Origin of the sequence: Actinomadura rayongensis (assembly GCF_009831215.1) — a bacterium.
Classification (GTDB): Bacteria; Actinomycetota; Actinomycetes; order Streptosporangiales; family Streptosporangiaceae; genus Spirillospora; species Spirillospora rayongensis.
Map to the genome: position 1 here is coordinate 799590 of NZ_WUTW01000002.1, position 20631 is coordinate 820220.

The following is a 20631-nucleotide window of genomic DNA, read 5'->3' on the forward strand; positions in this document are numbered from 1 at the left end:
TGCGCGGCGTTCCGCGTGAGCTTGCCGGGGCAATGCGCTGATCTGCTGTGCCCCTGACGAGTCTCCGACGCGCGGCGCGGATGCGCGGCGTCCCTCCCAGCTTCCGGTCGCGCAGCGCAGGTGCGCGATGTTCCGCCGACGCGAGTCCACGGTGTTCCGCGCGGGCTTGCCATCGCGTGGTGCGGGCGCGCGGCGTTTCGCGTGGGCTTGCCCGAGGGGACGGCGCTGGTTCGCTGCGTGCCGCACGAGTCTTCGACGCGTGGTGCGGATGTGCGGCCTCCTGCGCAGCTTCTGGTTGCGCGGTGTGGTGGGCGGGGCTTTGACGTGTGGGGCGGGTGTGCGGTTTTTTGCGCGCGTCTGCGATTGCGTGGTGCGGGTGTGCGACGGTTCGTGGGTGCTTGCGGGGTGCGGCGGCGATTTGCCGTGTGTCGGGTGAGGCTTCGGTGTGTGATTGCGGGGGTGGCGGGGCGGGGGCGGGGAGTGGTGGGCGTGTTTCGTCTACTACAAGGGCTGTAGTAGAAAGAATCGCGGCGGGGCCTCTGGGGTGGCTGGGTCGCGGGTGGCGGTTTCCGGCGTGTTTCGAGAAAGTGGGTCCGGCTCGGCGTCGGGATCGGCGGCGGGGCCGTCCGGGGGGACGGAAGACGGTGCGCGGCGAAGGAGCCCGCGCGACGGAAGGGCGTACGGGTGGGAACGCGTACTGAGACGGGTGCGGGGCCGCGTCCGCATGGGGCGGCGCGGGTCGTCCGCGCGCTCGGCCGGGTCGCGGCGGCGGAGGCGCCGTTGTCGCGGGTGCTGCTCGGCACGGCGGTGGCCGCGGCGGTCGTGGCGCTGGCCGTCCGGCATCGGGCGGCGATGGACGCGGGCAGTGAGAGCCTCATCGGCGCGGACCGGCAGTGGCTGCTGCTCGCCTTCGCCGCCACCGCCGCGATGTGGTGCGTCGGGACGGTCACGCAGCTCGGCTCGATGCCGGTGACGCCCCCGGTCGGACGCGTGTTCGCCGTGCAGGTCGCCGCCTCGTTCGCCAACCATCTGCTGCCGGCCGGGTCCGGCGGGATGGCGGTGAACGTAAGGTTCCTGCGGCGGTGCGGAATGACGAGGGGCGCGGCCGTCGGGTCGGTGGGGCTGAACTCGCTCGCCGGGCTGCTGACGCATCTGCTGCTGCTCGCCGTCGCCGTGATCGCGGTGCCGTCCACGCTCGGGATGATCGGCGACCGGGTGAGCTGGGACGCCGTCGGGCAGGCCGTCGCGTCCCATGTCTGGATCGCCGTGGCGGTCGCGGGAGTGGCGGCCGTGGCGGCGGTGCTGTGGCTCGTCCCCGGGAAGCGCGGACGCGCCGTCGTCGCCAAGCTCGCCAGGGCGGGCGCCCGGCTGGTCCGCGAGCTGGCCGCGCTGCGGACCGTCCTCGCCCATCCGGGACGCGCGGTGGCGCTGTGGCTGGGCTCGCTCGCGGCGCCGCTGCTGCACGGCGTCGTGCTGTTCGCGGTGCTGCGGAGCATCGACGTCCCGATCACGGCCGGCATCACGGTCGTGGTCTACGTCGTCGTCTCCTCGGTGTCGGCCCTGCTGCCGTCGCCCGGCGGGATCGGCGGGCTGGACGTCGTGCTCGTCGCCGGGCTGATCTGGGCGGGCGTCCCGTCCCCCGCGGCGCTCGGCGCGGTCGTCGGGTACCGGCTGATCACCGTCTGGCTGCCGCTGGTGCCGGGCGCGTTCGTGCTGGCCGTGCTGCTGCGCCGCAGGATCATCTGAACCGTCGCCCGGACGGGCAGCGGGCCGGGCAGCGCGCGCCGCGCGGACAAGGCGACCGCCACGCCCGCGAAGACGTCCAGCAGGTAGTGGTTCGCCGTGGCCATCACGACCAGAGCGGTCGTCGTCGGGTACAGGACGACCAGGAACCGCGCCCGCGGGTACCGCCGCAGCAGCGCGAACGCGACCAGGGCCGTCCACGTCGCCCACGCCAGGTGCAGGGACGGCATCGCGCCGAACTGGTCGGCGGTGACGGGCCCGCCGTGCGTCGTCCCGAACCCGGCCGCCGCCACCGAGTCGATGTAGTCCTCGCCCGGCAGCAGGCGGGGCGGCATGACGGGCAGGAAGAAGTACACCGTCATCCCGACGAGGTTCGTCGCGACGAGCGCGTTGCGCGCCCCCCGGTAGAGCCCGGGCCCCGCGACGTAGCACCACACCAGGACGGACATCGTCGCGCTGATATGGACGTACTGGTACCAGTCGACCGCCGCGATGGCCAGGAAATCGTGGCGCTCGACCCAGTGGTTCATGGCGCGTTCGATGTCGATGTGCAGGAAGCGCTCGACGTCCAGGACGTCCCGGCCGTGCGTCAGGGCGCGCCCCTGCCGCGCGTCGGCGAACGAGCGGACGTAGTCGTACACGCGCAGCAGCACGAAGACGATGAGCAGTTCGCCGAGCAGCCGGGGGCGCCGCACGCGGGGCGCGGCCACGGCCGCCGCGTCCCGCCGGGGGGAGATCACGCCGATCGCTCGGCCCGCCCGTGCAGTCGCGCCGCGGCGCGGCCGTACATGTCCTCGGTGAGCGCCAGGACGTCCGGCCAGGTCACGGGGGGCGGAACGGTCCGGCTGCGCGCGGCGACGCGGGCCCGCAGGTCGGCGTCGGCCGCGAGCCGCACGATGGCCTCGACCATCGCGTCGTCGCTGTCCACGAGCAGTCCCTCCTCGCCGTGCCCGACGAACTCGCGGATGCCGCCCTCGGCGCGGGCGACGACGGGCACCCCGGCGCAGCGCGCCTCCAGCGCCGCGATCCCGAACGATTCCAGCATGGCGGGCGCGACGAACAGGTCGGCTCGGCGGAACAGGTCGCGGATGTGCGCGCGGTCGACCCGGCCGGGCAGGCTCACCCAGCCCATGCCGTGCCGCCGCAGATGGCGCTCGACGGAGCGGCGCTCGGGGCCGTCCCCGGCGATCACCGCGCGCAGCCGGACGCGTGGCGCGAGCAGGTCGTGCGCGCGGCGCAGCATCCGGACGAGCTGCAGCGGCCGTTTGCGCCGCGCGAGCCGCATCACCGCGACGACCAGCACCTCGCCGGGCTCGCGCGGCGCCGGCTCGACCTGCCAGCGCGCGGCGTCGATGCCGTTGGGCAGCACGAACACCGGCTTCGGCCCGACGAGGCGGCGGACGGGCTCGGCGGCGGCGTCGCTGACGGCCGTCCACACGGCGGGCAGCGCGGACCAGCGCGACACGCCGTCCAGCAGCCGGAACGCGGGCTCCATGTAGGAGATCAGCGAGTGGACGGTCACGACGGTCGGCAGCTCGGCGGCCAGCGCGAGCCCGGCGAACGACAGCGGCGAGAACGGCCCGGCGTGGACGTGCAGGACGTCGTACTTCCCGTCCCGGACCAGCCGCCGCCCGGCCCACGGCGCGGCGGGGTGCAGAGCGGCCGGGAACGGCAGGCCCTCGGTCGCGCGGCGGACGGGCGGGCCGTCCCGCTCGTCCCGGTCGCCCGGCGTGGACGTGATGACCGTCACGTCGTGGCCCGCGTCGAGCTGGCGCGAGGCGAGGTCGTGGACCTGCATCTCGATGCCGCCGAGGCGCGGCAGGTAGTAGTCGGTGACGTGGGCGATTCTCATGGGCGCGCGCTCCGGGGCGGATCGACCCGTCCGTCCGGCGCGGGCAGACTGTGGGGATGCCGTACACGCTCGTGTCGTTCCACGCCCATCCCGACGACGAGGCGCTGCTGACCGCCGGAACGCTGGCGCGGGCCGCCGCCGAGGGCCACCGGGTGGTGCTGGTGGTCGCGACCGTCGGGGAGGCGGGGCTGGCGGCGTCCGCCGACCGGGCCGACGGCGCGCTCGGCGAACGGCGGCTCGGCGAGCTGCGCCGGTCGGCCGCCGCGCTCGGCTGCGCGCGGGTGGAGTGGCTCGGGTACGCGGACTCCGGCATGGCGGACGACCCGTCCGGGCACCCCGACGCGTTCGCCGACGCCGAGGTGGACGAGGCCGCGCGACGACTCGCCGAGATTCTGCGCGAGGAAGACGCCGACGTCCTGACCGTCTACGACAAGGCGGGCGGCTACGGCCATCCCGACCACGTGCAGGTCCACCACGTCGGCGTCCGGGCGGCGGAGCTGGCCGGGACGCCCGTCGTCCTGGAGGCGACCGTGGACCGGCGGGCGCTGCGCCGCGCGCTGCGGCTGATCTCCCGGCTGCCCGGCATTCCCGCCGACTTCGGCCCGGACCGGTTCGCGACCGCCTACACGGCGCCCGAGCACCTGACGCACCGGGTCGACGTCCGCCGCTTCGCCGCGCACAAGCGCGCCGCGATGGCCGCGCACGCCACGCAGGCCGGATCGGACGCGGGCGTGCGGACGCTCGCCGTGCTGCTGAAGCTCCCGATGCCGCTGTTCCGCGCCGCGCTCGGCCGCGAGTGGTTCACCGAGCGGGGCCGGACGCCCGCCCGTCCGCTGCTGGACGACGTCTTCGCCGGCCTCCGCGAGCGCTGAACGGCTCGTCCTCGCGTCCATCACCGTGCCTCACATCCCACCTTGATCACGGCAATCTACTACAAACGCTGTAGTAGCTTTGACCGACCCGGTCAGGACGCGTTCTCGCGTGCGGTCGCGAGCCACAGATGCAGCAGCATGTGCAGTTCGAGATGCTGCGACGGGTCGTCCAGCGCCTCGCCGAACAGCGCCTGGAGGTTGCGGACGCGGTACCGGACGGTCTGCGGATGCACGTGCAGCCGCTGCGCCGCCTCGGTCGCGTTGAACCGGCTCTGGAAGCAGGCGATGAGCGTCTCGGCGAGCGCGATCCGTCCGGACGGCCGGACCCGCAGCAGCGGCGCGAGCCGCCGTTCGATCGCGCGGGACGCGAGGTCGGGGTCCTGCATGAGCATGAGGATCGGCAGGTGGTCGGTGGCGAAGACCGTCCCCTCCTCCGGCAGGACGCCGCCCCGGACCAGCGACAGCGCCTGCCGCGCCCAGCGCAGCGACTTGGCGGCCTCGGCGGGCGCGACGGCGGGGCCGACGACGCTGGTCTCGCCCTTCAGCATCGTCTCCAGGACGGCGCGGCGGCCGGGTCCCTCGGGGTCCACGACGATGAGGAACGGCTCGGGCGCGTGGAAGGCGGTGAGCACGTCCGGCGGCAGCGGGCCGAGGTCCTCGGGCGGGCCGGCGAACGCGACCGCGCCGACCGACTTCGGGAGCGGCCAGCGGATCTCCTGCGCCAGTTCGGCGATCCTGGCGGGCGCGGGCTTGTCCCCGACGAGCAGGTCCACGAGCCGGCGGCGGCTGATCTCGAAGCGGTTGCCGGCGCCCTCGGACGCCTCGGCGTGCCCTTCGGCGGCGGCGGCGATGAGGTGGTTGTGGTAGACGAACAGGGCGTCGGTCATCTGCGCCATCGTCGCGGGCGCGGTGTCCATGCCGAGCCGGTCGGCCTCCTCGGTCAGCCGCCGGAACGCGACGCCCGCGCCGATCCGCAGGCTGGTCTGGAGCGGGATGAGGGTGCGTCCCTCGCACGCCTCGCCGAAGCCGAGGTCGCGCCAGAACTTCAGGATGTCGGTGGACGGCAGGGACGGCGTCGCCATCAGCGCGAGGAAGTGGTCGATCGTCCAGGCGTTGGCCTGCTCCAGGATCTCGACGGCGCGGGGATCGTGGAAGTAGGCGTACTCGGGCACCTGCCGCATGATCTCGGCGACCGCCTCCTTGGCGATCTCCGGCACGTAGCGGCGCACGACCGTACAGCGGTCCGCGAGATCCTTGCCCGTGACCTGGAGTTCGATACGCGTCGAGGTCATCGGCCCTCCCGAGCGCCGTCCGATCCCGCCCACGGGGGCGGGCGCCCGTCAGTCAGGCCGTGAGCATATCCGGCCGCGCGACCGGGTGGACAGCTAGTGCGCCGCGTGAGCCCGACCCGGCCGTGTCTTGTCCGGCGTTGAGTAGTTCCCCGGCGGCGCCGCTCCGTACGGTCGGCGTCCGGCGGCGCTCGGGCCGCCTCCCCACCCCCTGGAGGTCTCATGCGTCGGATTCTCGGCGGGCTCGCCGCGCTCGCGGCGGCGGCCGGCCTGGTCGGCCAGGTCCCCGCGGCGCACGCCGCGGAGCGCGACCCGGTCGTCTTCGTCCACGGCTACTCCGGCAGCGCCGCCAACTGGAAGACGGCCAAGTCCGTGTTCGAGCAGGCCGGGTACCAGAGCGACCGGCTGTTCGCCTACGAGTACAACTCCTACGGTGACAACAAGACCAACGCCCAGGGGCTCGCGAAGTACATCGAGGACGTCAAGGCCAAGACCGGCGCGGCCAAGGTCGACATCGTCAACCACTCGATGGGCGGCCTCGTCAGCCTCTGGTACCTCAAGGAGCTGAACGGCAACCCGAACGTGGACCACCTCGCGTCGATCGCGGGCGCCAACCACGGCACGCAGTCGGCGGTCTGGTGCTCGTTCTTCACGACGTGCCGCCAGATGACGCCGGGGTCGGCGTTCATCAAGCAGCTCACCACCGGCGACGAGACGCCCGGCGCGACGAAGTACGCCACGTGGTACTCGCCGGCCGACGGCGTGATCAACCCGTACAAGAGCACCAAGCTCGACGGCGCGACCAACAACGAGATCCCGAACCAGACGCACATGGGCTTCCTGAAGGACACGTCCGTGCTGACGAGCATCGCCGCGTTCCTCGGCTCCTGAGGCCGGTGTGGCGCGCCGCCGGGCCGTCCCGTCAGCGCGCCACGCCGTACCTGCCCAGTTCGAGGCGCGCGACGACGCCCCGGTGGACCTCGTCGGGGCCGTCGGCGAGGCGGAGCGCCCGCGCGACCGTCCACGCGGCGGCGAGCGGGTAGTCGTCGGACAGGCCCGCGCCGCCGTGCATCTGCATCGCCATGTCCACGACCTGCTGCGCCATCAGCGGGACGGCGACCTTGATCTGCGACACCTGCGACAGCGCGCCGAGGATGCCCTGCGTGTCCAGCAGCCAGGCGGTGTAGAGGACGAGCAGCCGCGCCTGGTCGATCGCGATGCGCGCGTCGGCGATGCGCTCGCGGTTGCCGCCGAGGTTCACCAGCGGTTTGCGGAACGCGACCCGCTCGGCGCCCCGGCGGCACGCGGCCTCCAGCGCGGCCTCGGCGAGCCCGATCAGCCGCATGCAGTGGTGGACGCGGCCCGGGCCGAGCCGGTTCTGCCCGATCTCGAAGCCCTGGCCCGGCGCGCCGACCAGCGCGGACGCGGGCAGCCGCACATTGTCGAACCGCACGACGCCGTGGCCTGACGGCTCGTCGTAGCGGCCCATGACGGGCAGCATCCGCTCCACGGTGACGCCGTCCGCGCGGCGCGGGACGGCCACGATCGAATGCTGCCGGTGCCGGTGCGCGTCGGGGTCGGTGAGGCCCATGAAGAGAAGGACCTCGCAGCGCGGGTGGCCGGCGCCGGTGCTGAACCACTTGCGGCCGTTGAGGACGACCTCGTCGCCGTCCAGGACGGCGGTCGCCTCGACGTTCGTGGGGTCGGACGAGGCGACGTCCGGCTCGGTCATGCAGAACGCGGAGCGGATCTCGCCGTCCAGCAGCGGGCGCAGCCAGCGCTCCTTCTGCTCCTTCGTTCCGTAGTGGTAGAGCACCTCCATGTTCCCGGTGTCGGGGGCGTTGCAGTTGAAGACCTCGGCGGCGATGAAGGAGCGTCCCATCAGCTCGGCGACGGGCGCGTACTCGCTGACCGTCAGGCCCGCGCCCTCCCGCTCGTCCGGGAGGAAGAGGTTCCACAGGCCCGCCGCGCGCGCCGCCGCCTTCAGCTCCTCGATCACCGGCAGGACGCGCCACCGCTCGGGCTCGGGGAGGGCGAGCAGTTCGCGTAGATAGTCCTCTTCGACGGGCGCGATGCGCTCGGCGATGAAGGCGCGGACGCGCTCGGTGTAGTCGCGGGCCCTGTCCGACGGGGTGAAGTCCATGCCGGGTCCTCCTTATTGAGCAATGCTCAACACGATAGCCTGGACGGGTGACACGACGTCGGCTGACCGCCGCGGAACGCCGCCGCCAGCTCGTCGGGATCGGCCTGACGATGCTGGTCGAGCGGCCCATCCACGAACTGTCGCTGGACGACGTCGCGGCCGAGGCCGGCATCTCGCGCGGCCTGCTGTTCCACTACTTCCCGACCAAGGACGCCTTCTACGTCGCCGTCCTGGAGAGCGCGGCGCGGCGGCTCGTCCGCCAGACCGCGCCCGACCCCGATCTTCCGCCCGCGCAGCAGCTCCGCCAGTCGCTGGACGCGTTCCTGGCGTTCGTGGAGCGGCGCCGCGAGCCGTACCTCGCGCTGATCCGGGGCGCGGCGGGCGGCGCGGAGCACGTCGTGCGCGTCCACGACGACACGCGGGCGGCGCTCACCGACCAGGTCCACGCCGTCCTCGGGCCGGACGCGGCGGGCGACGCGCGGGTCCGGCTGATCGTGTCCGGCTGGTTCGGGCTGGTCGAGGACACGGCGCTGACCTGGGCGAAGGACCGTCCGCTCCCGCGCGCGGACCTGCTGGAGCTGCTGGCCGGGTCGCTGGCCGCCCTGCTGCGCACGGCCGCGCCCGACCTCGCCGTGGACGCGCTGCTCGACCCTCAGGACAGGATCGGGACGAGCCCCGCCGCGAACACCACGTAGAACAGGCCCGCGACGGCCAGCCGCGCCGGGGTCAGCCGGTGCGCGCGCAGCGTCGCGAGCAGGTAGACGATCGCGGCGGCCGTGACCAGGCCCGACCACGCGAGCGCGGTGTCGAACTCCCACTTCGTGAACAGCAGGCCGAGCCCGGACGGGACGGTCGCCTGGATCATCATCGCGCCCGAGATGTTCGCCAGCGCCAGCTTGGTCTTGCCCTGCCGCACCCAGATGATCGCGTTCATGATCTCGGGCAGCTCGGTGGCGATCGGGGACAGCAGCAGCGCCGTCACGGCGGCGGGCAGGCCGATCATCGGGCCGATCGCGTCGAGCTGGTGCACGAAGAGCTGGGACGCGACGAAGATGACGGCGAGCGTCACGAGCGTCTGCGCCACGACGGCCCACGTCGTCGGGGCCGCGCGGCGCGGCTGGAAGCGCAGCGGTTCGAGGTCGCCGTGCTCGTCGTCGCCGCCCGGCTCGCCGTGGCCGCGCATCTCGCGCCAGAAGTACACGGCGTAGGTGGCGAAGAAGAGCAGGCCGAGCCAGGGCTTGAAGGCGAACGCGACGAGGCCGAGCGTCACCTTCACGACGAACACCGCGAGGAACCAGCGCTGGTCACCCGCGAGCCGCGCCGCGTCCCCCGGCCCGGTCAGCACGTCGCTCTCCCCCGCCCCCGCGTCCGCGTCCGCCCGCGCCCGCCGCTCGGCGTCCGAACCGGCGGCCGGGTCGGCGTGCCGACCGGCGTCCGGCCCGGCGTCCGGCCCGACGTCCGGGCCGACGTCCGAGCCGACGTCCGAGCCGACGTCCGGCCCGGTGTGCCGACCGGCGGTCGAGTCGGCGCGCGGGCCGGCCATCGAGTGGGCGCGCAGGGTGCGGCGGCGGAGAAGCAGGGCGGTGCCCGTCACCGCGTAGGCGACGGTCGCGAGGGCGAGGGGGCCGCCCATCGCGGCGCCGACGCCGATGTCCTTGGCCTCGGCCGTCCCGCCCGTGGTCACCGCGACGAGCGTCACGACGGACTCGGGCAGCGCCGTCCCGAACGCGGCCAGGATCGTCCCGACCGCCATCTTCCCGACGTCGAGCCGCTGCCCCAGCCATTCCACGGCGTTGACGAACCACTCGCACGACAGGTAGATCACGATCGCGCACACGATCAACAGGACGAAGTGCAGCACGTCCTCACCTCACGCCTTCCCATGGCCGTCACGGGGGGCGAGGGGGCGGAAAGGGGATCCGGACGGCCTCGACCCCCGGACGGCGCACAACACCGTCAAGGGATCGAAGGTCTCGTCCACCCGCGTGGCGGGCCCGGCCGCCGGGAACCGCGGTTCCAGCGTGTCGACGACCGGTTCGCAGGACTACTCCCCTTCGCGAACTGCGTCAACGGTACCGCACGGGCCGCGCGGGTCAGGAGGCGCGCGGGTCCTCGGCGGCGTCGAGCCTGGCCGCCTCCGCGCGCAGCCGCGCGGCGCGCTCCCGCTGGTCCTCGGGGGTCGGGTCGACGGCCGGGACGTCGTCGTCCGCCCGGATCCCCCGCGTCTCGGCCTTGAGGATGCGCATCGACCGGCCGAGCGCCCGCGCGGTGTCCGGCAGCTTCTTGGACCCGACCAGCAGGACGACCACCAGGCCGACGATCAGCCAGTGCGCGGGTGAGAATTCCCCGATCATCGTTCCTCCCTCCGGCCGGGACTCCCCGGCCCCGACCCATCGTCCTCCGCAGGCGCCGACGGGCAAGGGCCGGGGGCCGGAAATCAGCCGCCGGCGGACCGGGCGATGATCCGGTCGGCGGTGCGCCGGGCGCCGTTGACGCGCCGCTCCAGCCGCGTCCGGCGGCGGACCGGCGGACGCGCCGACAGCGTGCGGCGGCCCCGCGCGGCCGACGCCGCCGACGCCGACAGCCGCGCGGCGGCGGTGGCCAGCTCGGCGAGCCTGGTCTTCTCCTCGGTAGCGGTGGACGCCGTCAGCGCGGCGGTGCAGAGGGCGTCCAGCTCGGCCATCCGGACGCCGAGCAGCAGAGCGAGCCGGTTCTCGGCCTGGGCGTTCATGGGGCGCCACACTCCTCGTCTCTCAGCAACGAGAGTCGCCTCCGATCGCATGCGCGCGCAATCGGTTTATCGGTGAGACGCGGCGCCGCCCGAACGGGTTCGGCGCGCCGGAATCGTCCTCGGCCGCGCATCCGGGGGCCGCACCCTGTCACCGGACGCGTGGCGGCGCGGTTTCCCCGGTCGATAGCGTCGGTGTGCCACGCCCCCGCCAACCTCCCGATGAGCCGTCTCCCCGCTGGAGTGCCGGAATGCGCCGTGCCCTGGTGTCGCTCACCCTGACCGTCCTGCTCGTGCCCGCCGCCCCCGCCCTGGCGGACCCGAGCCCCGAACCGTCGCCCACCGATCCAGCCCCGACCCAACCCGCGCCCACCGATCCGGCGTACGTGCCCGCCGACGACGGCGGTTCGATCGCCGCCGCCAAGCAGGTGGACGCGCAGACCATCGACCTCACCATCGACACCCCGCTCGTGGACTCGTCCGATCCGAAGATCCGGCTGTACACGCCCGCCGGTTGGAGCCGGACGTCCACGGCGGCGTGGCCGATCGTCTACGTGTACGGCGGCGGCCCGGGTTCCTACACCGAATGGGCAGGGAACAGTGACCTCGCCGCCACGGCCAAGCGGAGCCGCGCGCTCGTCGCGCTGGTCGACGGCGGCAAGGCCCAGGGCTTCACCGACTGGTACAACGGCGGCCAGGGCGGCAACCCGCGCTGGGAGACCTTCCACACGCAGGAGGTCATCCAGCTCCTGGAGCGCAACTTCCGCGCGTCCGCTAACCGGGCCGTCATGGGCATCTCGTCCGGCGGACAGGGAGCCCTCACCTACGCGTCGAGGCATCCCGGGCTGTTCAAGTTCGCCGCCTGCTTCAGCAGCCTGCTCCACATCACGGCGCCCGGCCTGCCGGAGGCGATGATGTTCACCGACTACGCCCGTCCGGAGCCGACCGTCCCCGACCCGCTCGCCAAGTGGGGCAACCCCGCCACCGATCGGCGGAACTGGCTCGACCACGACCCGTACGAGCAGGCCGAGGGCCTGCGCGGGACGCGGCTGTTCGTCTCCGCGGGCGACGGCACGCAGGGCCCGCTCGACGAGGACCTCGGGAAGCTGATCGAGAAGAACGGCCTCAACGGGCTCCAGATCTACACCGAGGGCGCCGTCAGCGAGGCGCTCGTCGCGACCACCACGGCGGACTTCCTCGACCGCCTCGGGAAGCTCGGGATCCCCGTCACGACCGACCTCTACGGCCCCGGCTTCCACCAGTGGAAGTACTGGAACCGCGAGTACAAGAAGGCCTGGCCGCTGATCATGGAGGCGATCGGGGCGGCCTAGGCGTGCGCGGCGATCGCGGGCAGCAGGTCGCGCAGCGTCTGGCCCTGGCCGGGCTCGCCGATGGCGTTCATCTTCCAGCCCGTCCCGTGCCGGTAGAGCCGCGCCATGACGAGCGCGGTGTGCGGGCCGCCGCCGGTCAGCTCGAACCGGGCCAGCTCGGCGCCGGACGTCTCGTCCACGAGCCGGCAGTAGGCGTTGTTGACCTGGTCGAACGTCTGGCCGCTGAACGAGCTGACCACGAACACCAGCGAGCCGACGTTCGGCGGGACGGCGCCGAGGTCCACGATGACCGACTCGTCGTCCCCGTCGCCCGCGCCCGTCAGGTTGTCGCCGGTGTGCCGCACCGCGCCCTCGTTGCTCGCGAGCTTGCCGAAGTAGACGACGTCGGCGACCTGGCCGTCGGCGAACAGCGCGCAGGACGCGTCCAGGTCGATGTCCTGCTCGCGCTTGCCGAACAGGCCCTTCTTCGGGAGCGCATCCCAGCCGAGGCCCATCCGGACGCGGGTGAGCGTGCCCCCCGGCTTCTCCAGGGAGATCCGCTGACCCTTCACCAATGACACCGACACGACAGGCCCCCTTCGACTACTACATTTGTAGCAGGGAGCCTACCGGGACGCCCCGGCGTTACGCTCGGACAAGGCATCCATCACCGGAGAGGGACGGTTCCGTGGCACGACGACCGCTCGGGCAGCTCGAAGCCGAGGTGCTCGCCGCGCTGGCGGCTGCCGACGCGCCGCTGTCGGCCGGCGACCTGCGCGGCCGGCTCGCCGGGGATCCGGCGCACACGACCGTCAACACGATCCTGTCCCGGCTGCACGCCAAGGGCATGGTCACCCGCGAGCGCGCCGGGCGCCAGTTCGTGTACCGGCTCACCGTGGACGAGTCCCGGCTCGTCGCGCACCGCATGCACCGCCACCTGCGGCACGCCAGCGACCCGCACGGCGTGCTCGGCCAGTTCCTCCAGGAGCTGAGCCCGGACCAGGAACAGGTGCTGCGCGACCTTCTCAACGAGCAGTGAGCGTCTTCGGCCTGCTCCCGGCCGCGCTGACGCTCGCGCTCGCCGTCGCGCTCGGGCTGCTCCGGCCGCCGCTGCACCCGCGCTGGTCGGCGCGGCTGCTGGCGCTCGTCGCGGCGACGACCGCCACGGCCGCCGCCGGGACGGCCCTGTTCATCGCCGTCAACTACGCCGCCGGGCTCGACCCCGCCGCGGCCGAGTGGCTGCCCGAGTGGGCGCTGTTCGGGGACGACGCGCCCGTCCCGGCCTGGCTCGGCGTGCCCGCCGCCGTCCTGACGGCGTTCAACCTCGCCGCGACCGCGCGGCTCGCGGCGCGCTGGCGCGGCGACGTCCGGGCGGCGCGGCGCGCGGCCGTGCTCGACACCGGCGACCTCGTCGCGATGGCCGTGCCGGGACGCGACGGCGGCGTGCTCGTGTCGCGCGGCCTGCTCACCGCGCTCACCCCCGACCAGCTCCGGGTGGTGTTCGAGCACGAGGCGTCCCATCTGCGGCACCGGCACCACCGCCACCTCGCCGTGGGCGCGCTCGCCGCCGCGACGCTGCCGCCGCTGCGCCCGCTGAACCGGCGGCTGCGGTTCGCGGTGGAGCGCTGGGCGGACGAGGACGCCGCCGAGCGCCTCGCCGACCGCGCCCTCGTCGCCCGGACGATCGCGCACGTCGCGCTGAACCGCACCGCGCGGCCGGGGCCGCTGCCGGGGTTCGCCGACGGGCCGGTCGTGGAGCGCGTCCGGGCGCTGCTCGCCGACCCGCCGCGCAAGAACCCGATCACCGGGCCCGTCGCGCTCGCCGGGACGGGCGTGACGACGAGCGGGCTCGCGTCCCTCGCGCTCCAGCTCGACCAGGCGCTGATCTTCGTCCTGCACTGAAACCCCGCCCGGCCCCCGGTGTGGTCCACAATGGGGCGCGTGATTGTGGACATGGCGATCTACCACGACGGAAAGCGCCGCGACATCGAGGGTGACATCAGCGACGCCTTCGACCACGCCCGCAAGGACGGCGCGGACTGCTTCGTGTGGATCGGCCTGCACGAGCCCACCGAGGACGAGTTCTCCCTCATCGAGGACGAACTGCGCCTCCATCCGCTCGCGGTCGAGGACGCCATTACCGCGCACCAGCGGCCGAAGCTCGAACGGTACGACGACACGCTGTTCGTCGTGCTGAAGACGCTGCGGTACGTGGACGCGACGTCCGACATCGAGGTCGGCGAGATCATGCTGTTCCTCGGGCGGGATTTCGTGGTGACCGTCCGGCACGGGGAAGGGAATCCGCTGCGTCCGATCCGCAAGCGGGTCGAGGCGGACACGGCGATGCTGAAGGTCGGTCCGGCCGCCGTTCTCTATGCCGTGTGCGACGAGGTCGTGGACCATTACGGCGTCGTCGCGCACGAGGTCGAGGTGGACATCATCGAGCTCGAACGGGCCGTCTTCCGCTCGATGAGCAAGCCCGCCGACACCGACGTCACCGAGAGCATCTACCGGCTGAAGCGCGAGGTCCTGGAGTTCCGCGCCGCCGAGGACCCGCTGGTCCCGGTGATGCAGGAGATCGTGAAGGGGCGCGTCGCGGAGCTGGACGGGACGCAGAACTATTTCCGCGACGTCCTGGACCACCTGCTGCGGATCGACGGCCAGGTGGACGCGCACAACGAACTGCTCAACAGCGTCCTGACCGCGCATCTGGCCCTGCTCGGCAAGCAGCAGAACGACGACATGCGCAAGATCTCGTCGTGGGCGGCCATCATCGCGGTGCCGACGGCCATCGCCGGGATCTACGGGATGAACTTCGTCCACATGCCGGAGCTGAAATGGCGGCTCGGATATCCGCTCGCCTTGTCTGCGATGGTCGTCGCCATTCTCGCCGTGTATTACAAACTGCGAAAGAGCGGCTGGCTCTGAACGGCCCTGCGGGCTGTTTCGGCGATGAGGTCGTCGGCTTCTTCGGTGTTCTCGGTCAGTGCGGCGACGACGATGGGCGTGTTGGTGAAGATGACGCCGACGTCGTGGCGGATGCCGTCCAGCTCGCCGGTCTTGTGGGCGATGCGGACGTTGTCGGGGAGGTCGCGCGGCAGGCGGTCGCGGACCTGCTGACGGGCGAGGACGTCCAGCGCGAACGCCGTCGCCGCCGGGCCGAGCAGGGTTCCGCGCACGAGGCCGTCCAGCAGCGTCGCCATGTCGGCGGGGGACGTGCGGTTCTCCTCGCCGCGCTCGCGGGCCTCGGCGTCCATCATCCGGCGGGCGAGGACGGTGGCGTGGAGGCCATGGCGTGCGCACCAGTCGGCCACCGTGTGCTGTCCGATCCGGTCGATGAGCAGGTTCGCGGCCGTGTTGTCGCTGATCACGATCATGAGCGAGACCAGGTCGCGGACGCTGAGGTCGGCGACGTCCGCCAGGTCGCGGAGGATCCCGGCGCCGCCGACGCGGTCGCGGACGGGGAGCCGGTCGTCCAGCGACCACCGTCCGGCCTCGACGCCGTCGAGCAGCGCCAGCAGGACCGGCAGCTTGATGAGGGACGCGGCGGTGAACGTCCGGTCGGCGTTGACGCTCGCCCGTTCGCCGCTCGCGCCCTGGACGACGACGCCGAGCACGCCGCCGCGCGCCTCCGCGCGGCGCGCCAGCTCGTCCAGCGCCTTCTGCCGCACGGCTACAGCGCCCAGGACGGCGGGCGCTTCTCGAAGAACGACAGGCGGCCCTCCGCCGCCTCGGGGCTCGCGAAGAACTCCATCGAGAGGCGTTCGGCGAGGGCGAACGCGTCGGCGCGGTCGAGGGCGGCGAGTTCGTCCACGAGCTTCTTCGTGCGGGCGACGGCCTTCGGTTCGGCCTTGCGCAGGCCGTCGGCCATGCCCTCGACCAGGTCGTCCAGCTCGGCGCGGGGCGCGGCGGCGGTGAGCAGGCCGGACGCGACGGCGTCTGCGGCGGAGAACGTCTCGCCGGTCAGGAAGTAGCGGGACAGGGCGCGGGGCGTCATGCGCAGGCGGCACGCCACGGCGATCATCGCGGGGGCGACGCCGATCCGGACCTCGGTGAACGCGAACGTCACGTCGTCGGGCGCGACGGCGATGTCGCACGCCGCGACCAGGCCGAGGCCGCCCGCGCGGGCGGGGCCGTTGAGCCGCGCGATGACCGGTTTGGGGTGGTCGAGCAGGGTGCCGAGCAGTTCCGGGATGCCCGGTCCGGTGGGCGGCGCGCCGGACGCGGCCTCTTTCAGGTCCGCGCCCGCGCAGAACGCCGGGCCCTCGCCGGTGAGGACGATGCCGCGCACGTCCGCGTCGTCTGCGGCGCGCGCGAGGGCTTCGGCGAGGCCGGTGCGCAGCGCGGCGGACAGGGCGTTGCGGTTGCGCGGGGAGTCCAGCGTGATCGTCGCGATCCCGCGCTCCACCTCGTATCGGACGACGGTCACCACGGTCTCCTTTCGCCGCCCGCGGCGCAGGCCACGGGCTGTCCCGTTATAGCGCGCCCGGTTGTTCGCCGTCCCGAGCGCCCCGGGCCGAACGCAGGACGATTGGCTTGGCCGGCACGACCGCACCGTCAGGAGGACCCGATGCCCTACACGCCCGCCGACGTCCTGGCCGCCGCGCCGGGGACGACGCTGTTCACGTCCGACTGGATCCGCGTGGGGCCGGACGACGAGGCCGCGTTCTGCGCGGCCACGTTCTTGCGCGAGGAGTATCTGGGTCGCCGCCCGTCGCCCGTGGGCGCGGCGGGCGAGCGGGCGGTGTCGGGCTTCCTGCTGCTGTCGATGCTCGCGGTTTTCCACAAGCGCGAGCTGCGGATGACGTCGGGTCACGCGCTGAACTACGGTCTCGATCGGGTCCGGTTCTTCCGCTCGGTGCCGACGGGCGCGCGCGTGCGGCTCCGCGCCGAGCTGGCCGCCGCCGAGCAGAAGACGCCCGACCGGATCCGCCTGACGACCCACAACACCCTGGAGGTGGACGATGCCGAATCCGACGCCCCGTCCCCCGCCATGACCGCGGACTGGCTCCTGCTCCTCGTCCTGGCGCCCTGACACGACAGCGCGCCGCCCGACAGCGCCCCACCCGACAGCGCCCCGCCCGACAGCGCCCCGCCCGACAGCGCCCCGCCCGACAGCGCCCCGCCCGACAGCGCCGCCGCGCGGTCGCGCGGCGGCACGGTCGCGCGGCGGTGCGGTGGGTCAGGCCGGTGTCGCGTGGGGTTCGGTGGCGGGTCAGGCGGGGATGTGCTTGACCTCGCGATCCCAGAAGCGGTGGGTGCGGATCGCGTCGAGGAACTTGGTCGGGAAAGCCGTGTCGCCGCCCTGGTCGATGATGACGCCGGGCGCGGACGGGTCGATGCCCGCGCGGTCCAGGAGCGGCGCGGCGTCGGCGTGGACGGCGATCGGCTTGGCGTGCTTGAACGCCTCGGTCAGGAAGAAGACCGCCAGGCCGTCCGCGGCCAGGTTCGTCACGGCCGTGGGGCCGCCGGGGACGAGGATCGCGTCGTACAGGACCGACGACATCGTCGGGAGCGCGCGCGTCACCTCGATGCGGCCTCCGTCGGCGGCCTGCACCACGCCGTCGTGCGCCGCGAGCAGTTCGACCACCGCGCCCGCGTCCACGAGCGCTTCGCCGGTCGTGGCGATCAGGCCGGAGTCGCTGCCGTCCGCGATCAGCACCGCGACCTTGCGGCCGGGCACCGGGTCGCCGACCAGGTTGGTCTGGCTGAGCGCGGGCGACCGGCGGCCGTGGTTCGGTCCGGCGGGCGACGGCACCGGGACGCCGACGCCCTCGGCGACCTGCCGGGCGAGGTCGTGGTCGACGTGGTTGAGGTGCCCGACGACGCCCGCGCGGATCGCGACGTCCTCGACCTTGCCCAGCTCGAACCGGAACGCCGCCACGATGTGCTCGCGCTCCCAGTCGGCCATGCTGTTCCAGAACAGCGTCGCCTGCGAGTAGTGGTCGGCGAACGTCTCGGCGCGCTTGCGGATCAGCTCGCCGTCGACGTGCTCGGGGTAGTGGCGGAACGCGGCGCCGCCGGCGAGCGCCGGGCAGCCGCCGGAGATCGAGTTCTTGTGGTACGCGGCGCGGCCCGTCGGGATCTCCGTCTGGTGGTAGCCGTCGCGGTGGTGGTTGCGGACGTCCGCGACGGGCTTGTTCACCGGGAGCTGCGGGAAGTTCGGCCCGCCGAGCCGGATGAGCTGCGTGTCCAGGTAGGAGAAGATGCGGGCCTGGAGCAGCGGGTCGTCGGTGAAGTCTATGCCGGGCACGACGTTGCTCAGGCAGAACGCGACCTGCTCGGTCTCGGCGAAGAAGTTGTCCGGGTTGCGGTTCAGCACGAGCCGTCCGACCGGGCGCGCCGGGACCTCCTCCTCCGGGATGATCTTGGTGGGGTCGAGCAGGTCGAAGTCGAACTTGTGCTCGTCGGCGGCCGGGACGAGCTGCACGCACAGCTCCCATTCCGGGTAGACGCCGCTCTCGATGCGCTCCCAGAGGTCGCGGCGGTTGAAGTCGGGGTCCTTGCCCGCGACCTTCTGCGTCTCGTCCCAGTCCATCGAGTGGACGCCCGCCTTCGGCTTCCAGTGGAACTTCACGAAGGTGGACTCGTCGCGCTCGTTGACGAGCCGGAACGTGTGGACGCCGAATCCCTGCATGGACGCGTAATTGCGCGGCAGCGCCCGGTCCGACATCACCCACATCATCATGTGGATCGTCTCGGGCTGGAGCTGGACGAAGTCCCACAGCGTGTCGTGCGCCGACTGCGCCTGCGGGATCTCGTTGTGCGGCTCGGGCTTCACCGCGTGGACGAAGTCGGGGAACTTGATGCCGTCCTGGATGAAGAACACCGGCATGTTGTTGCCGACGAGGTCGTAGTTGCCCTGCTGGGTGTAGAACTTGACGGCGAATCCCCGCACGTCACGGACGGTGTCGGCCGACCCGCGCGAACCCGCGACCGTCGAGAACCGCACGAACACCGGCGTCTGGAGCGACGAGTCCCGCAGGAATTCGGCGCGCGTGTACTCGGCGAGCGAGTCGTCGTACACCTGGAAATAGCCGTAGGCGCCGGAGCCCCGCGCATGGACGACGCGTTCCGGAATCCGCTCGTGGTCGAAATGCGTCAGCTTCTCGCGCAGGATGAAGTCCTGGAGAAGGCTCGGCCCGCGCTGCCCGACGGTGAGCGAGTTGTCGGTGTCGTCGACCGGGATGCCCTGGTCGGTGGTGAGCACGGAGTCCTGGGGGGAGACCCGGCTCTTTTCCAGCTGTTCGTCCTTGGCATCGCGGCGAGCGTCCGCCATCATCGCCACCTTCCGTGATCGAGTTGTCGCGCTGCGAGTCGTGCCCGGGCCGCAGCCCGACATGCGGGCTTTACCGGGAATTACCTGATCGCTTGATCGTCCGGGACGGTGAGCGTCCGCGTCGGCGGCTCGGGCGCGGGCGGACGGCTCCGGAGCGTCCGCCGCGCGCGCAGGCACCGCACCATCTCCTCCGCGTACGGGAGTCCCCCGAACACGCCCATCGCGCCGAGCAGCAGCGCCCGCGACCGCCACGACAGCGGATCGGGCCGCTTGGCCCGCAGCCGCAGGTCCGCGCGGGTCACGTCGAGGCCGAACAGGGCGCGCGCCTGGTCCCAGTGCAGGACGGCGAGGAACCCCGTCGCCATCAGCGGCACCACCTCCAGCAGGCTGTGGCAGTGCTGCTCGAACGGCGTGACGCGCCGCCGCTCCTCGGCGTAGCTCACGTCCCACGCCGCCGTCGCCGCGTGCAGGCCGAGCGCGCCGCCGGACACCGCGAGGACGCCGGCGTTGACCTCGCAGAACAGGCCGAGCATGACCGGCACCCCGGCCTCCGCCATCATCAGCGAGTGGATCGCGGACTCGTGCGCGCCCGCGTTGTCCTCGATGTGCGTCCGGCGGTGGCACCACCAGTCGACGAGGCCGGCGCCGAGCCACAGCGGCATCACGCCGCCGACCAGCCAGCGGCGGGTCGCGGTCTCGACGCCGAGCGTCCGCCGGGCGTAGGCGGGCAGGGGCGCCGACGTCACGTTGCGCAGGGCGGTCTTCGCGGGCGAGGGCAGCTTCATGCAGGCACCTTTCGGACGGGCAGCCTCCCGCTACCCGACACGCGCGGCCGTAACCACCGGCGCGGCGATCTTGACCTCAACCCCGCTTGAGGGTTCACGCTGGACGCATGACCTTCACCGAACCCGAACTCGCCTACCTGCGCTCCCAGCGGCTCGGCCGGCTCGCCACCGTCGCCCCGGGCGGCGACCCGCAGAACAACCCGGTCGGCTTCCGGGTGGACCCCGAGACCGGCGCGATCGACATCCACGGCTTCCAGATGGGCGCGAGCCGCAAGTTCCGGAACGTGCTGCGGAATCCGCAGGTCGCGTTCGTCGTCGACGACATCGTGAGCCTCGATCCCTGGAAGGTCCGCGGCATCGAGATCCGGGGCACCGCCGAAACGCTCACCGACCAGCCGGTCGCGATGGCGCACATGAGCCCGGAGATCATCCGGATTCATCCGCGGCTGGTGTTCTCCTGGGGCGTGGACCCGTCCGCCGAGGGCATGACGCGCCGCGAGCTCTCCTGACCGGAACGCCGTTCCGGGCGAGGATCCCGGCCTACCGCGACGCCCTGCCGACGCGGATCACGCCGCGCTGATCGCCCTACCACATTCCGTTGCCCTCATCGAATCCGAACGGTGCTCACCT

At 72.9% G+C, this 20631-nt stretch carries 21 protein-coding genes and 1 pseudogene; 10 read left to right on the plus strand and 12 right to left on the minus strand.

The annotated features are described in order from the left end of the window. Window positions 1-684 precede the first annotated feature (684 nt). Window positions 685-1746: a lysylphosphatidylglycerol synthase domain-containing protein gene (locus tag GQ466_RS12990; RefSeq protein ID WP_161103109.1), complete on the plus strand. Its 1062-nt coding sequence runs from the start codon at window positions 685-687 to the stop codon at window positions 1744-1746. 56 nt (window positions 1747-1802) lie between these two features. On the opposite strand, the pseudogene GQ466_RS32310 reads toward GQ466_RS12990, so the two are convergent. Both GQ466_RS32310 and GQ466_RS13000 read right to left on the minus strand, forming a co-directional pair. After that, window positions 1803-2483: pseudogene (locus GQ466_RS32310) on the minus strand (phosphatase PAP2 family protein); the annotation flags it as partial. Then, on the minus strand, window positions 2480-3595 hold the full coding sequence (locus tag GQ466_RS13000; protein WP_161103111.1) for a glycosyltransferase family 4 protein: 1116 nt from the start codon (window positions 3593-3595) through the stop codon (window positions 2480-2482). The pseudogene GQ466_RS32310 and the gene GQ466_RS13000, both read right to left, overlap by 4 nt. 56 nt (window positions 3596-3651) lie before the next feature. Between GQ466_RS13000 and GQ466_RS13005 the strand changes: the two genes are divergently transcribed. Then, window positions 3652-4467 carry a PIG-L family deacetylase gene (locus GQ466_RS13005; RefSeq protein WP_161103112.1) on the plus strand — a complete coding sequence of 272 codons (816 nt, stop codon included), beginning with the start codon at window positions 3652-3654 and terminating at the stop codon, window positions 4465-4467. A 92-nt stretch (window positions 4468-4559) separates the two neighbouring features. Here GQ466_RS13005 and GQ466_RS13010 read toward each other — a convergent pair whose 3' ends face one another. Then, window positions 4560-5759, minus strand: coding sequence for a PucR family transcriptional regulator (locus GQ466_RS13010; RefSeq protein WP_161103113.1), 1200 nt, complete (start codon window positions 5757-5759; stop codon window positions 4560-4562). Window positions 5760-5978: 219 nt separating this feature from the next. Here GQ466_RS13010 and GQ466_RS13015 point away from each other — a divergent pair, with 219 nt between their 5' ends. Further along, the gene (locus GQ466_RS13015; RefSeq protein WP_161103114.1) at window positions 5979-6647 is read left to right on the plus strand and encodes an esterase/lipase family protein; all 669 of its coding nucleotides are present in this window, start codon (window positions 5979-5981) and stop codon (window positions 6645-6647) included. Between the two features lie 31 nt (window positions 6648-6678). Here GQ466_RS13015 and GQ466_RS13020 read toward each other — a convergent pair whose 3' ends face one another. After that, entirely contained in the window at window positions 6679-7899 is a 1221-nt protein-coding gene (locus GQ466_RS13020; RefSeq protein WP_161103115.1) for an acyl-CoA dehydrogenase family protein, read from the minus strand. Between the two features lie 47 nt (window positions 7900-7946). On the opposite strand from GQ466_RS13020, the gene GQ466_RS13025 reads away from it, so the two are divergent. Beyond that, entirely contained in the window at window positions 7947-8594 is a 648-nt protein-coding gene (locus GQ466_RS13025) for a TetR/AcrR family transcriptional regulator (protein WP_337193446.1), read from the plus strand. Here the strand turns inward: GQ466_RS13025 and GQ466_RS13030 are convergent. From GQ466_RS13030 to GQ466_RS13040, 3 genes are all read right to left on the minus strand, one after another. Next, entirely contained in the window at window positions 8552-9760 is a 1209-nt protein-coding gene (locus tag GQ466_RS13030; RefSeq protein WP_161103116.1) for a sodium:calcium antiporter, read from the minus strand. The two genes, GQ466_RS13025 and GQ466_RS13030, sit on opposite strands and share 43 nt — an antisense overlap. Before the next feature lie 232 nt (window positions 9761-9992). Then, window positions 9993-10253 (minus strand): Sec-independent protein translocase subunit TatA, encoded by a 261-nt coding sequence (gene tatA / locus GQ466_RS13035; RefSeq protein WP_202420409.1) that lies wholly within the window; start codon window positions 10251-10253, stop codon window positions 9993-9995. Window positions 10254-10336: 83 nt separating this feature from the next. Further along, the gene (locus GQ466_RS13040) at window positions 10337-10630 is read right to left on the minus strand and encodes a hypothetical protein (RefSeq protein WP_161103117.1); all 294 of its coding nucleotides are present in this window, start codon (window positions 10628-10630) and stop codon (window positions 10337-10339) included. Window positions 10631-10878: 248 nt separating this feature from the next. Between GQ466_RS13040 and GQ466_RS13045 the strand changes: the two genes are divergently transcribed. Continuing rightward, window positions 10879-11958 carry an alpha/beta hydrolase gene (locus GQ466_RS13045; protein ID WP_161103118.1) on the plus strand — a complete coding sequence of 360 codons (1080 nt, stop codon included), beginning with the start codon at window positions 10879-10881 and terminating at the stop codon, window positions 11956-11958. Here the strand turns inward: GQ466_RS13045 and GQ466_RS13050 are convergent. Then, complete coding sequence (locus tag GQ466_RS13050; RefSeq protein ID WP_161103119.1) at window positions 11955-12524, minus strand: TerD family protein; 570 nt, start codon at window positions 12522-12524, stop codon at window positions 11955-11957. The genes GQ466_RS13045 and GQ466_RS13050 overlap by 4 nt on opposite strands. 101 nt (window positions 12525-12625) lie before the next feature. Between GQ466_RS13050 and GQ466_RS13055 the strand changes: the two genes are divergently transcribed. The 3 genes from GQ466_RS13055 to GQ466_RS13065 are packed head-to-tail and all read left to right on the plus strand — an operon-like array spanning window position 12626 to window position 14865. Next, window positions 12626-12976 carry a BlaI/MecI/CopY family transcriptional regulator gene (locus GQ466_RS13055; protein WP_161103120.1) on the plus strand — a complete coding sequence of 117 codons (351 nt, stop codon included), beginning with the start codon at window positions 12626-12628 and terminating at the stop codon, window positions 12974-12976. After that, window positions 12973-13839, plus strand: coding sequence for a M48 family metalloprotease (locus tag GQ466_RS13060; RefSeq protein ID WP_161103121.1), 867 nt, complete (start codon window positions 12973-12975; stop codon window positions 13837-13839). The genes GQ466_RS13055 and GQ466_RS13060 overlap by 4 nt, the downstream gene beginning before the upstream one ends. Window positions 13840-13869: 30 nt before the next feature. Next, entirely contained in the window at window positions 13870-14865 is a 996-nt protein-coding gene (locus tag GQ466_RS13065; RefSeq protein WP_237417864.1) for a magnesium and cobalt transport protein CorA, read from the plus strand. Here the strand turns inward: GQ466_RS13065 and GQ466_RS13070 are convergent. Both GQ466_RS13070 and GQ466_RS13075 read right to left on the minus strand, forming a co-directional pair. Further along, window positions 14835-15608, minus strand: a complete 774-nt coding sequence (locus tag GQ466_RS13070) for a serine hydrolase (protein ID WP_161103123.1) — start codon at window positions 15606-15608, stop codon at window positions 14835-14837. The two genes, GQ466_RS13065 and GQ466_RS13070, sit on opposite strands and share 31 nt — an antisense overlap. A gap of 2 nt (window positions 15609-15610) precedes the next feature. After that, a complete protein-coding gene (locus GQ466_RS13075; protein WP_161103124.1) occupies window positions 15611-16366 on the minus strand; it encodes an enoyl-CoA hydratase-related protein in 756 nt (251 codons plus the stop codon). Window positions 16367-16507: 141 nt separating this feature from the next. Between GQ466_RS13075 and GQ466_RS13080 the strand changes: the two genes are divergently transcribed. Next, complete coding sequence (locus tag GQ466_RS13080; protein WP_161103125.1) at window positions 16508-16972, plus strand: hotdog family protein; 465 nt, start codon at window positions 16508-16510, stop codon at window positions 16970-16972. A gap of 180 nt (window positions 16973-17152) precedes the next feature. On the opposite strand, the gene GQ466_RS13085 is transcribed toward GQ466_RS13080, so the two are convergent. Beyond that, complete coding sequence (locus GQ466_RS13085) at window positions 17153-19216, minus strand: catalase (protein WP_161103126.1); 2064 nt, start codon at window positions 19214-19216, stop codon at window positions 17153-17155. A gap of 80 nt (window positions 19217-19296) precedes the next feature. After that, complete coding sequence (locus GQ466_RS13090) at window positions 19297-20001, minus strand: diguanylate cyclase (RefSeq protein ID WP_202420411.1); 705 nt, start codon at window positions 19999-20001, stop codon at window positions 19297-19299. A 107-nt stretch (window positions 20002-20108) separates the two neighbouring features. Here GQ466_RS13090 and GQ466_RS13095 point away from each other — a divergent pair, with 107 nt between their 5' ends. Next, complete coding sequence (locus GQ466_RS13095; RefSeq protein ID WP_161103127.1) at window positions 20109-20510, plus strand: PPOX class F420-dependent oxidoreductase; 402 nt, start codon at window positions 20109-20111, stop codon at window positions 20508-20510. The last annotated feature ends 121 nt before the right edge of the window (window positions 20511-20631 follow it).

What these genes read in the sequence shown, in the direction of transcription:
- GQ466_RS13000 (WP_161103111.1), bottom strand. Translation starts at nt 3,595, where the DNA reads ATGAGAATCGCCCACGTCACCGACTACTACCTGCCGCGCCTCGGCGGC.
- GQ466_RS13005 (WP_161103112.1), top strand. Translation starts at nt 3,652, where the DNA reads ATGCCGTACACGCTCGTGTCGTTCCACGCCCATCCCGACGACGAGGCG.
- GQ466_RS13010 (WP_161103113.1), bottom strand. Translation starts at nt 5,759, where the DNA reads ATGACCTCGACGCGTATCGAACTCCAGGTCACGGGCAAGGATCTCGCG.
- GQ466_RS13015 (WP_161103114.1), top strand. Translation starts at nt 5,979, where the DNA reads ATGCGTCGGATTCTCGGCGGGCTCGCCGCGCTCGCGGCGGCGGCCGGC.
- GQ466_RS13020 (WP_161103115.1), bottom strand. Translation starts at nt 7,899, where the DNA reads ATGGACTTCACCCCGTCGGACAGGGCCCGCGACTACACCGAGCGCGTC.
- tatA (WP_202420409.1), bottom strand. Translation starts at nt 10,253, where the DNA reads ATGATCGGGGAATTCTCACCCGCGCACTGGCTGATCGTCGGCCTGGTG.
- GQ466_RS13040 (WP_161103117.1), bottom strand. Translation starts at nt 10,630, where the DNA reads ATGAACGCCCAGGCCGAGAACCGGCTCGCTCTGCTGCTCGGCGTCCGG.
- GQ466_RS13045 (WP_161103118.1), top strand. Translation starts at nt 10,879, where the DNA reads ATGCGCCGTGCCCTGGTGTCGCTCACCCTGACCGTCCTGCTCGTGCCC.
- GQ466_RS13065 (WP_237417864.1), top strand. Translation starts at nt 13,870, where the DNA reads ATGGGGCGCGTGATTGTGGACATGGCGATCTACCACGACGGAAAGCGC.
- GQ466_RS13080 (WP_161103125.1), top strand. Translation starts at nt 16,508, where the DNA reads ATGCCCTACACGCCCGCCGACGTCCTGGCCGCCGCGCCGGGGACGACG.
- GQ466_RS13085 (WP_161103126.1), bottom strand. Translation starts at nt 19,216, where the DNA reads ATGGCGGACGCTCGCCGCGATGCCAAGGACGAACAGCTGGAAAAGAGC.
- GQ466_RS13090 (WP_202420411.1), bottom strand. Translation starts at nt 20,001, where the DNA reads ATGAAGCTGCCCTCGCCCGCGAAGACCGCCCTGCGCAACGTGACGTCG.
- GQ466_RS13095 (WP_161103127.1), top strand. Translation starts at nt 20,109, where the DNA reads ATGACCTTCACCGAACCCGAACTCGCCTACCTGCGCTCCCAGCGGCTC.